This is a genomic window from Amycolatopsis tolypomycina, from assembly GCF_900105945.1.
Lineage (GTDB): Bacteria > Actinomycetota > Actinomycetes > Mycobacteriales > Pseudonocardiaceae > Amycolatopsis > Amycolatopsis tolypomycina.
The window spans coordinates 7,382,133-7,393,211 of the sequence record NZ_FNSO01000004.1 but is presented as its reverse complement, the minus strand read 5'-3'; the positions used below and the strand labels follow the sequence as shown (position 1 = coordinate 7,393,211).

Here is an 11,079-nt window from a genome sequence, read left to right as displayed (position 1 = left end):
GAGGGTCAGCCGAGCCAGACGTAGCGTCGCTTCGGGCGGCCGGCGCCGCCGTATTCCAGGTGTACGTCGGCCTTTCCGGCGGTGACGAAATGTTCGAGGTAGCGTCTCGCGCTCACCCTCGCGAGCTGTGTCAGGTCGGCGCATTCGCCTGCCGAGACGCCTTCCGGGCGCTCCCGGAGGACGCGCTCCACGAGGCCCGCGGTTTGCGCGGTGAGTCCCTTCGGCAGCACGGGCGTCCGCGATGAGCGTGCCCCGAAAACCTGGTCGACGTCCGCCTGGCCGGCTTCCGCCAGCTGGTTCAGCTTGGTGTGCAGGGCGGCGAAGTGCGCCAGCTGGGCACGCAGGGCGTCGTAGGTGAACGGCTTGATCAGGTAGTGCAGCACGCCGCCGCGCATGGCGCTGCGCACGGTGTCCACATCGGTCGCCGCGGTGATGACGATGATGTCGACCGCCTCGTCGCCGCGGGCGCGCAGTTCCCGGAGGACGCCGATGCCGTCGAGGTCCGGGAGGTAGACGTCCAGGAGCACGAGGTCGGGTCGCAGTTCGCGCACGGCGCGCAGGGCGTCCGCGCCGGTGTGCGCGACGCCGACCACCTCGAAGCCGGGGGTGCGGCCACGTACCCGCTGTGCACCCGGGCCACCATGAAGTCGTCGTCGACGACCAGCACCTTGATCACACCGGCACCCCGATCGGCAGTGACGCCGTGAACACGGCGCCGTTTTCGTTGTGCACCCGCACCGATCCGCCGCGGCGCAGGCACGTCTGGCGCGTGAGTGCGAGCCCGAGCCCGCGTTGGCCGTGCTCGGCCGCCTTGGTCGTGAAGCCGTGCCGGAACACCTCTTCGGCGATCTCCGGCGCCACGCCCGGCCCGGAATCGCGGACCACGACCACCACTTCGCTCTCCTGCTGCCGCACCCGGACCTCGACCCAGCCGTGCTGGGTCCCCAACGCATCCAGCGCGTTGTCGATCAAGTTGCCCAGTACCGTGACCAGATCCGTCGACAGGACCTCGTCGATCTCGGCCAGGACGCTGTCGCCCGCCATCCTGAGCCCGATGTTCCGCTCGGCGGCGAGGCTGGCTTTGGCGATCAGCAGCGCCGCCACGGCGGGGTCGCCGATCCGCTCGCTCACTTCGCGCCGCCAATGGGCCTGCGTGGACCTGATCCGGTCGATGAAACCGCGGACCTCGTCGTACTCGCCGAGTTCGATCAGCCCGGCGATGGTGTGCAGCCGGTTGCTGAACTCGTGCGCCTGCGCCCGCAGCGTGTCCGTGGCGTGCCGGCTGGCGGCCAGCTCGTCGTGCAGGGTCATGAGCTCGGTGCGGTCGCGCACCGTCACGACCGCGCCGTGCGGCTCGATCGGCATCCGGTTCAGCGTGAGCACCCGGCCTTCCCCCAGCACCAGCTGATCGGCCCCGGTGGTCGCGCCGCTCAGCACGTCGTGCAGGCGGCCGTCGAGGTCCAGTTCCGGCACGGACCGGCCGACGCAGTCCGCCGGCAGGGCGAGCAGTTCCCGCGCGTGGTCGTTGGCCAAGGTGATGCGGTCGGCCGGATCCAGGCCGAGGACGCCCTCCTTGATCCCGTGCAGCAACGCTTCGCGGTATTCCACCAGCGCGGTGATCTCCCTCGGTTCGAGCCCGAGCGTCTGGTTCTTCACCCGGCGGGCCAGCAGCAGCGAGCCGACCACCCCGATGATCAGGGCGACTCCCAGCAGCCGCAACGCGTTGTCCGGCGAGTCGAGCACGCCGGCGAACACGCCGGGTTGCTCCTCGCCGGCGGCGATCACGCCGATCACGCGTCCCCGGTCGCCGATGACCGGCACGTGGGCCACGATCGCCCCGGCGAGCTCGCCCACCCACGACCGCCCGTTCAGCGCCGTGCTGGGCCCGATCTCGAGCGGTTCGCCGACCTGGCCGGGATCGGGCGAGGTGAGCACCTTCCGCGAGGTGTCGGCGATGATCACGTAGGTGGCGCCGGACAGGCTGCGGGCGCTCTCGGCGAACGGGGCCAGCGCGTACCGCCCCAGCGGATCGGCGAGCGCGGCCCGCACACCCGCGGTGGCCGCGACGTCCTCGGCCACGGAGAGCATCCGGCGCCCCTCGGTCGTGCGGAAGTTCGCGCTCGCCTGGGCGACGGACAACGTCCCCACCGCGCACAGCAGCGCCACCACCACGACGAGTTGCCACGTCAGGAGCTGGCGGGCCAGCGACCCTCGTCCACCCATGACACCTCCCGTGACCACAAAGACCAAAAGAACCGCTACGCCCGTAAGCGGGACATCCCTGTCTACACGAGGGCACCATGGCCAACCACCTGGCGAAGAGGATGGGGAAGACAGTGTCGTCGAAGAACTGGCTGGCGGTCGCGGCGGCGTTGGCCGCTGTCGTCCTGCTGCCGCCACTGCTCACCTCAGGCTCGGAAAGCGGCGCCACCGGGCAGCTGCGGGCACTCCGGGTCCTGGTGCCCAACGCCCCCGGCGGGGGCTACGACATCACCGCTCGCACCGCGGCGAAGGCGATGAAGGACGCCGACCTGCTCCGCAACGCCGAGGTCTTCAACCTCCCCGGCGCCGGCGGCACGGTCGGCCTCGGCCGGACGGTCGCCGAACGCGGCAACGGCAAGCTCGTTATGTCGATGGGCCTGGGCGTGGTCGGCAGCGTGTTCACGAACAAGGCGCCGTCGTCGCTGCTGGACACCACCCCGATCGCCAAGCTCATCGAAGAGCCGGACATCGTCGTGGTCGGCAAGGACTCGCCGTTCCGGACCCTCGACCAGCTGGTGACGGCGTGGAAGGCGCACCCCGGTGCCGTGCCGGTCGGCGGTGGGTCCTCGCCGGGCGGCCCGGACCACCTGGCGCCGATGCTGATGGCGAAAGCCGTTGGCCTGCCGCCGAAGCAGGTCAACTACATCCCCTTCGACGGCGGCGGCGAGCTGCTCGCCTCGGTGCTCGGCGGCAAGGTCGCCTTCGGCGTCTCCGGCATCGGCGAGTACCGCGACCAGATCCAGGCCGGCACTCTCCGCGTCCTGGCCGTGACGAGCGCGAAGCGCATCCCGGGTGTCGAAGCGCCGACGCTGACCGAAGCGGGCGTGAACGTCGAATTCAACAACTGGCGCGGGATCGTCGCCCCGCCGGGGATCACCGATCCCGACCGGACGCGCCTGGTGGAGCTCTTCTCGAAGCTGCACCAGACACCGCAGTGGCGGGAGGCGTTGCAGCGCAACGGCTGGACGGACGCGTTCGCGCCGGGGGACCGGTTCAACGCGTTCCTGCGAGAGGAAAACACACGAGTGGCGGCGGTGCTGCACGACTTGGGGCTGGCATGAACAAGACCTGGTTGAAGGAGCGGTCCGAGCTCGGTGTTTCCGCCGTCCTCGTCGGGCTCGGCGTGCTGATCCTGGTGGACGCGCTCACCATCCACACGGACTTCGCCCAGCGCGGCCCGATCGGCCCCAAGGCCGTGCCCGTCGTGGTCGGCTCGCTGCTCATCGTGGTGGCGCTGCTGCTGGCCAGGGACGTGCTGCGCGGCGGGCGCGGGGAAGCCGAAGGCGGCGAGGACGTCGACCTGACCGCGCCCGCCGACTGGCGGACGGTTCTCCTGCTGTGCGCGGCCTTCCTGGCCAACGCGGCCTTGATCGGCATGGCCGGGTTCCCGATCTCCGGTGCCGTCCTGTTCTGGGGCGCGGCCTACGCACTGGGCAGCAGGCACTTCGTCCGCGACCCGCTGATCGCCGCCGGCCTTTCGGTGGCGACGTTCCTGATCTTCAACAACCTGCTCGGCGTGCCGCTGCCCGGTGGCCCCCTGATGGAGGTGCTCTGACGTGGACTCCTTCACCCAGCTCCTGGACGGCTTCGGCACCGCGCTGACCCCGGCCCACCTGGCCCTCGCCGCACTCGGGGTGCTGCTCGGCACCGCCATCGGCGTGCTGCCGGGCATCGGCCCGGCCATGGCGGTCGCGCTGCTGCTGCCGGTGACCTACGGGCTCGAGCCGACCGGCGCGTTCATCATGTTCGCGGGCATCTACTACGGCGGGATGTTCGGCGGCTCCACCACCTCGATCCTGCTCAACACCCCGGGCGAGAGCGCGGCCGTGGTCACCGCCATCGACGGCAATCCCATGGCCCGCCGGGGCCGCGGTTCCCAGGCGCTGGCCGCCGCGGCCATCGGCCACTTCGCCGGCGGCATCATCGGCACGATCCTCCTCGTGCTGCTCGCGCCACCGTGGCGAAGTACGCCGTCAACATCGGGGCACCGGACTTCTTCGCGATCATGGTGCTGGCCTTCATCGCCGTCACGTCGGTGCTGGGCTCCTCCCGCGTCCGCGGCTTCGCGTCGTTGCTCATCGGGCTCACCCTCGGCCTGGTCGGGCTGGACGAGATGACCGGCCAGCAGCGGCTGACCTTCGGGTCGCTGCACCTGGCCGACGGCATCGACGTCGTCATCGTGGCCGTGGCCCTCTTCGCGGTCGGCGAGTCCCTCTGGGTGGCTGCCCACCTCCGGCGCACCACGGGCGAGCCCATCCCGGTCGGGCGGCCGTGGCTGAGCAGGGCCGACCTGCGGCGCACCTGGAAGCCCTGGCTGCGCGGCCCGCTCATCGGCTTCCCCTTCGGCGCGATCCCCGCCGGGGGTGCCGAGATCCCCACGTTCCTGTCCTACGTGACGGAGAAGAAGCTGTCCAAGCACCGCGACGAGTTCGGCAAGGGCGCGATCGAGGGCGTCGCCGGTCCGGAGGCCACGGCGTCGGCGTCCGCGGCGGGCACGCTCGTCTCGATGCTGACCCTCGGCCTGCCGACCACCGCGGTGGCCGCGGTGATGCTCGCCGCCTTCCAGCAGTACGGGATCCAGCCCGGCCCGCTGCTGTTCGAGCGGGAGGCGTCGCTGGTGTGGGGGCTGATCGCGTCGCTGTTCATCGGCCTGACGTTGCTGCTCGTGCTCAACCTGCCGCTGGCGCCGGTGTGGGCCAAGCTGCTGCGGATCCCCCGGCCGTACCTGTACGCCGGCATCCTGTTCTTCGCCAGCGTCGGTGCCTACGCGGTGAACGCCGACGTGTTCGACCTGCTGGTCATGTTCGCCATCGGCGCGCTCGGGTTCGTGATGCGCCGCTACGGCCTGCCGGTGCTGCCGGCGATCATCGGCGTCATCCTCGGGCCGGCCGCCGAACAGCAGATGCGGCGGGCGCTGCAGCTCAGCGACGGCGCACTCACCGGCCTGGTCAACACGCCGCTGTCGATCGCCATCTACGTCGTCGTCCTGGTGCTGCTGGCGTGGCCGCTGATCCGCAAGGCGGTCCTTACCTGGCGGTAACTTATCTTCGGCGTATCGAAAACCGCATACGTGCCGGCAACGCCGTGCGCCCTTGACTGGGGGGCATGAGCGAACCGGTACCCGGGCTGACGATCTACGGGTGTGAACCCGACGAGGCCCTGCTCTTCCGGGAGCTGGCGCCGCGCTTCGGCGTGACGCCGGCCATCACGGACGCGCCCGCGAGCGAGGTCAACGCCGGACTCGCGGGCGGCAACCGGTGCGTCAGCGTCGGGCACAAGACGCCGCTCGCCAACGAGACTCTTCGTGCGCTCAGCCGGATCGGGGTCGCGTACGTCTCCACGCGGAGCGTCGGCTACGACCACATCGACGTCGAATACGCGCGCAGCGTCGGTATTTCCGTCGGGAACGTCGCCTACTCGCCCGACAGCGTGGCCGACTACACGCTCATGCTCATGTTGATGCTCGTGCGGGACGCGAAGTCCGTCATCCGGCGGGCGGACGAGCACGACTACCGGCTGCCCGACGCGCGCGGGAAGGAACTGCGCGACCTGACCGTCGGCGTGGTCGGCACCGGACGCATCGGCACCGCGGTCGTCGACCGGTTGCGCGGCTTCACATCGCGGGTGGTGGCGCACGACAGCCGTCCTCGAGCCGGTATCGAGTACGTCGAGCTCGACGAGCTGCTGCGGCACAGCGACATCGTCACGCTCCACACGCCGCTCGACGCCGGCACGCGGCACCTCCTGGACCGGCGGCGGCTCGAGCTGATGAAGACCGGCGCCTTCGTCGTCAACACCGGGCGAGGCCCGCTCCTCGACACCGAGGCGCTCGTCTCGGCGTTGGAGACCGGCCGGCTCGGCGGCGCCGCGCTGGACGTCCTCGAAGGGGAAGAAGGCGTCTTCTACGCCGACTGGCGGGGGCGGCCCGTCGAAAGCGAGCTGCTGGTGCGGCTGCAGAAGCTGCCGAACGTGCTCGTCAGCCCGCACACCGCCTACTACACGGATCACGCGTTGCGCGACACCGTCGAAAACACCATCGTCAACTGCCTGGAATTCGAAAGCGGGGAACGGCATGGCCAGGATCAAGGTCGGGATCGTCTTCGGGGGCGTCTCCGAAGAACACCCCGTCTCGGTCAAGTCCGCGCGGGAGGTCGCGAAGCACCTCGACGCCGGTAAGTACGAAGCGTTCTGGATCGGGATCACGCGGGACGGAGCGTGGAAGCTCGGCGACGGGCCGGGCGAAGACTGGGCAGCCGGGCGGCCGGTCGTTCTCTCGCCGGACCGGAGCGTGCCCGGGCTGCTGGTCCTCGACGACGGGAAGTACGAGACGATCGGCCTGGACGTCGTGCTGCCCGTGCTGCACGGCAAGCTCGGCGAGGACGGCGCGATCCAGGGGTTGCTGGAGCTCTCCGGCATTCCCTACGCCGGCTGCGACGTCCAGAGTTCGGCCCTGTGCATGGACAAGTCCCTGGCTTACGTGGTCGCCGCGAGCGCGGGGATCGCCACTCCGCAGTTCCGGACCGTCTCGGCGGGCGAGAACGTCGACGGGCTCACTTACCCGGTGTTCGTGAAGCCGGCCCGGTCCGGTTCGTCGTTCGGGGTCAGCAAGGTGTCCACAAAGGACGAACTGGCGGCTGCCATCGGCGCCGCGGCGCAGTACGACTCGAAGGTGCTCATCGAGGAGGCCGTCGCCGGGAGCGAGGTCGGCTGTGCCGTCCTGGGGCACGGTTCGGAGCTGTTCACCGGGGAGGTGGACCGAGTCGCGCTTTCCCACGGCTTCTTCCGGATCCACCAGGAAGATTCCCCCGAAAGCGGGTCCGAGAACTCGACGTTCGTCGTGCCCGCCGACATCCCGGCCGAAACCCGCGCCCGCGTCCAGGAGACGGCGAAGGCCATCTACCGCGCGCTGGGCTGCGGGGGACTGGCCCGGGTCGACATGTTCCTCACCGACGACGGCACGGTGGTCCTCAACGAGGTCAACACCTTGCCCGGCCTGACGTCCTACAGCCGCTACCCGAGGATGATGGCCGCCGCCGGCGTGCCGCTCGGAGACCTGATCGACCGGATCGTCGCCGGGGCACGCCGGTGAACGACGACTTCGCCTTCGTGGACGAACTGGTGCCCGGCATCCGCTGGGACGCCAAGTACGCCACCTGGGACAACTTCACCGGCAAGCCGGTGGACGGGTACCTCGCCAACCGGATCGTCGGCACCACGACCCTGTGCGCCGCACTGGGCGAAGCGCAGGAGAAGGCCGCGTCCCTCGGCTTCGGCCTGCTCCTGTGGGACGGCTACCGGCCGCAGCGCGCCGTCGACTGCTTCCTGCGCTGGATCGACCAGCCGGAGGACGGCCGGACCAAGCTGTGGCACTACCCGAACATCGACCGGGCCGCGATGTTCGCCAAGGGGTACGTGGCGGCCAGGTCGGGGCACACCCGGGGCAGCGCCGTCGACCTGACGCTGTACCTCCTGGACACCGGTGAGCTCGCGTCGATGGGCGGCGGGCACGACCTGATGGACCCGATCTCGCACCACGGTGCGCGCGGGATCCCGCCCGCCGAAGCCGGGAACCGCGCCTGTCTCCGGTCCATCATGGAGGGTTGCGGGTTCGTCGCCTACGAGCGCGAATGGTGGCACTACCGGCTCAAGGACGAGCCCTACCCGGACACGTACTTCGACTTCCCGGTCAAGTAACGCCGAGGCAGCCGGACGGTGACGCCGAGGCCGCCGTCCGGCCGCGGGGCGAGGGCTAGCGTCCCGTCAGTGTCAGGGTGGTGTTGCCGCTGTTGCGGTGGTTGGGATCCTGGCCGCTGGTGACCTGGCTCGTAGCGTCGCTGCCACCTGCTTGCGGGTTGGCGATCATGCGTTGTGCCGGTCACCGGTGAGCCAGGGCCGACCGGCGTGACTTGATAGGAGCGTGGCAGCGCCCCCACTGAGGTGTGTCCGCCGGCCGGCCCAGCCGTCCCTTCGAGCTGGAAGGAGACCATCCCCATGGTGGTGATGCTGGGTATCGATGTCCACAAGAACACCCACACCGCGGTCGCGGTCGAGCAGGTAGAGCGCAAACTCGACCAGAAGACGGTGCGCGCGACCGATGCCGGTCACCGGCAGCTGCTGCGCTGGGCACTGCGCAACTGGCCAGACACCGAGCTGACGTTCGCGGTGGAGGACTGCCGGCACGTGTCGACCCGGCTGGAACGAGCGCTGCTCGCCGCAGGCCAGACCGTGGTCCGGGTCCCGCCGAAGCTGATGGCCGGAGCTCGCTCCTCGGCGCGCACGCGCGGCAAGTCAGACCCGATCGACGCACTGGCCATCGCCCGGGCCGCGCTGCGCGAACCGAACCTGCCGGCCGCCACACACGACAGCGTCTCCCGCGAGGTCAAACTGCTCGTCGACCACCGCGAAGACCTGGTCAACACCCGCACCCAGATGCAGAACCGGCTGCGCTGGCACCTACACGAACTCGACCCCGAACTCGACCCCACCGCCCGCAGCCTGGACCGGCTCTGCGAACTCGACCGGCTCACCGCCTGGCTGGCCCAGCAGCCGGCATCGATGGTGGTGCGCATCGCCACCGAGCTGGTCACCGACATCCGGGCACTCACCGTCCGCGCCAACGCACTGGAGCGGGAACTCGCCCAGCGGATGGCTCACCTCGCACCCCGCCTGCTCGCCATACCCGGCTGCGGTGCCCTGACCGCAGCGAAAATCGTCGGCGAAACCGCCAACGTGACCCGGTTCCGCTCCGAAGCCTGCTTCGCCATGCACGCCGGCGTCGCCCCCATCCCCGCCTCCTCCGGCAAGACAAACCGACACCGCCTCGCCCGCGGCGGCAACCGACAACTCAACGCCGCGCTGCACCGCATCGCCGTCACCCAAACCCGCCTGGCCGGCCCCGGCCGCGACTACATCCACCGACGCCGAACCACCGGAGACACCACCATGGAAGCACTCCGCGCCCTCAAACGACGCCTCGCCCGCGTCGTCTACAACACCCTCCACCACGACACGACCCAACAACCAACCACGCTCCCCGCAGCGGCTTGACATAGGAGCAACTCGTGGGCGTGGGTGATGCTCTTGACGATCGCCAGGCCGAGGCCGACCCCCGCCTGGTCGGTCCGGATGCGCTCGGTGCCGCGCTGAAAGGGCTCGGCGAGGGTGGCGACCAGGGCCGGGGCGAGGTGGTCGCCGGTGTTCTCGACGGTCAGGACCACGGTTCCGGGCTCGGTGCGGGTCGTCACCCACACCGCGCCCCGCTCGGGCAGGTTGTGGACGATCGCGTTGTGCACCAGGTTCGTGGTCAGCTGCAGCAACAGCGCCGGCGAACCGAACGCGGGCGCGGCTTCGCCGGCCGTCTCGACCGTGACGCCCCGCTTCTCGGCCAGGGGCAGGAGCGTTTCGGCGGCTTCCTCGGCGACCAGGGACAGGTCGACGACGTCGCGGGTGAACGACCGTTGTTCCGCGCGGCTGAGCAGCAGGAGCGCCTCGGTGAGCTCGATCGCCCGCGCGTTGACGGCGCGGAGGCGTTCGTCGAGGTCGCCGGTGGCGCGCTCCGGGTCCTTGCGGGCGACGTCGAGCAGGGTCTGCGTGATCGCCAGCGGCGTGCGCAGCTCGTGGGACGCGTTGGCGGCGAACCGGCGCTGCTCGGCGACGTGTGCCTCCAGGCGCGCCAGCATGGTGTCGAAGGCGTCGGCGAGCTCGCGGAACTCGTCGGTGCGGCCGGGCAGCCGGATGCGGTGGGAGAGCGAACCGGTCGCGGCCACGCGGGTGGCGTCGGTGATGCGCGTCAGCGGGTCGAGCATCCGGCCGGCCAGGACCCAGCCGCCGAGCAGCCCGAACACCAGCAGGAAGACGATCACGACGGCCATGAACGGGACGAAGGCGCGCACCAGGACGCTGCGGTTGATCCAGAAGTTGCCCTCGGTGGTGATCCACCCGCTGGGCAGGAAAAACAGGTAGAAGGCCAGCACGGCACCCATGAGCAGGATGCCCGCGAGCATGACGAACCCGGCGTAGCTGAGGGTGAGCTTGAGGCGGGCGCTCAGGCCGGGTTCCCTAGCCACGGTCCTCCCCGCCGGTGTCGATGCGGTAGCCGACGCCGGGCACGGTGGCGATGATCCCGGGTTCGCCGAGCCGCTTGCGCAGCACGGAAACCGTGATGCGCACGGCGTTGGTGAACGGGTCCGCGTTCTCGTCCCAGGCCCGCTCCAGCAGCTCCTCGGCGCTGATCACCCCGCCCTGCGCGGCGACGAGGACTTCGAGCACGGCGAACTGCTTCCGCGTCAGCGCCACGTACCGGCCGTCGCGGTAGACCTCGCGGCGGAACGGGTCAAGGCGCAGGCCGGCGATCTCGTGCACGGGCGGCCGGTTGTGGGCGCGCCTGCGGTCGAGCGCCCGCAGCCGCAGCACGAGCTCCCGCAGCTCGAACGGCTTCGTCAGGTAGTCGTCGGCGCCCAGCCCGAACCCGGTGGCCTTGTCGTCGAGCCGGTCGGCCGCGGTGAGCATGAGGATCGGCAGGCCGCTGCCGGAGGCGACGATGTGCCGGGCGATCTCGTCGCCGGACGGGCCGGGGATGTCGCGGTCGAGGACGGCGATGTCGTAGGTGTTGACGCTCAGCAGCTCCAGCGCGGTGTCGCCGTCGCCCGCGGTGTCCGCCGCGATGGCCTCCAGCCGGAGGCCGTCGCGGATGGCGTCGGCCAGGTAGGGCTCGTCCTCGACGATCAAGACACGCACCTGCCCGATGCTACGAGCGGCCGCATATCGGCCGCATATCGGAAAGCGCGTACGTGCCGGCAACACCGCGCTGCCTTGACT

The 11,079-nt window shown here is 70.5% G+C and carries 8 protein-coding genes and 3 pseudogenes; 7 read left to right on the top strand and 4 right to left on the bottom strand.

Features of this window, described 5'->3' with window-relative positions; genetic code table 11:
- Positions 1-5: 5 nt before the first annotated feature.
- Positions 6-676: pseudogene (locus BLW76_RS43650) on the bottom strand (response regulator).
- Positions 673-2,223 carry a sensor histidine kinase gene (locus tag BLW76_RS43645; protein ID WP_091318180.1) on the bottom strand — a complete coding sequence of 517 codons (1,551 nt, stop codon included), beginning with the start codon at positions 2,221-2,223 and terminating at the stop codon, positions 673-675. The pseudogene BLW76_RS43650 and the gene BLW76_RS43645 overlap by 4 nt, the downstream one beginning before the upstream one ends.
- A gap of 77 nt (positions 2,224-2,300) precedes the next feature.
- Here BLW76_RS43645 and BLW76_RS43640 point away from each other — a divergent pair, with 77 nt between their 5' ends.
- From BLW76_RS43640 to BLW76_RS43610, 7 genes and pseudogenes are all read left to right on the top strand, one after another.
- Positions 2,301-3,323, top strand: a complete 1,023-nt coding sequence (locus tag BLW76_RS43640; RefSeq protein ID WP_244170598.1) for a Bug family tripartite tricarboxylate transporter substrate binding protein — start codon at positions 2,301-2,303, stop codon at positions 3,321-3,323.
- Positions 3,320-3,817, top strand: coding sequence for a tripartite tricarboxylate transporter TctB family protein (locus BLW76_RS43635; RefSeq protein WP_091318178.1), 498 nt, complete (start codon positions 3,320-3,322; stop codon positions 3,815-3,817). The genes BLW76_RS43640 and BLW76_RS43635 overlap by 4 nt, the downstream gene beginning before the upstream one ends.
- A gap of 1 nt (position 3,818) precedes the next feature.
- A pseudogene (locus BLW76_RS43630) lies at positions 3,819-5,302 on the top strand (tripartite tricarboxylate transporter permease).
- 65 nt (positions 5,303-5,367) lie between these two features.
- Positions 5,368-6,336: pseudogene (locus BLW76_RS43625) on the top strand (D-isomer specific 2-hydroxyacid dehydrogenase family protein); the annotation flags it as partial.
- Entirely contained in the window at positions 6,335-7,351 is a 1,017-nt protein-coding gene (gene vanA / locus BLW76_RS43620) for a D-alanine--(R)-lactate ligase (protein WP_091318176.1), read from the top strand. The pseudogene BLW76_RS43625 and the gene vanA, both read left to right, overlap by 2 nt.
- On the top strand, positions 7,348-7,956 hold the full coding sequence (vanX, locus tag BLW76_RS43615; protein ID WP_091318175.1) for a D-Ala-D-Ala dipeptidase VanX: 609 nt from the start codon (positions 7,348-7,350) through the stop codon (positions 7,954-7,956). Before vanA ends, vanX begins: the two co-directional genes overlap by 4 nt.
- Positions 7,957-8,253: 297 nt before the next feature.
- The gene (locus BLW76_RS43610; protein ID WP_208613200.1) at positions 8,254-9,309 is read left to right on the top strand and encodes an IS110 family RNA-guided transposase; all 1,056 of its coding nucleotides are present in this window, start codon (positions 8,254-8,256) and stop codon (positions 9,307-9,309) included.
- On the opposite strand, the gene BLW76_RS43605 is transcribed toward BLW76_RS43610, so the two are convergent.
- Entirely contained in the window at positions 9,249-10,328 is a 1,080-nt protein-coding gene (locus BLW76_RS43605) for a sensor histidine kinase (RefSeq protein ID WP_208613498.1), read from the bottom strand. The genes BLW76_RS43610 and BLW76_RS43605 overlap by 61 nt on opposite strands.
- Positions 10,321-10,998, bottom strand: coding sequence for a response regulator transcription factor (locus BLW76_RS43600; RefSeq protein WP_167384926.1), 678 nt, complete (start codon positions 10,996-10,998; stop codon positions 10,321-10,323). Before BLW76_RS43600 ends, BLW76_RS43605 begins: the two co-directional genes overlap by 8 nt.
- Between the last annotated feature and the right edge of the window lie 81 nt (positions 10,999-11,079).

Coding starts and splice junctions, on each gene's coding strand:
- BLW76_RS43645 (WP_091318180.1), bottom strand. CDS start 2,223: ATGGGTGGACGAGGGTCGCTGGCCCGCCAGCTCCTGACGTGGCAACTC.
- BLW76_RS43640 (WP_244170598.1), top strand. CDS start 2,301: ATGGCCAACCACCTGGCGAAGAGGATGGGGAAGACAGTGTCGTCGAAG.
- BLW76_RS43635 (WP_091318178.1), top strand. CDS start 3,320: ATGAACAAGACCTGGTTGAAGGAGCGGTCCGAGCTCGGTGTTTCCGCC.
- vanA (WP_091318176.1), top strand. CDS start 6,335: ATGGCCAGGATCAAGGTCGGGATCGTCTTCGGGGGCGTCTCCGAAGAA.
- BLW76_RS43610 (WP_208613200.1), top strand. CDS start 8,254: ATGGTGGTGATGCTGGGTATCGATGTCCACAAGAACACCCACACCGCG.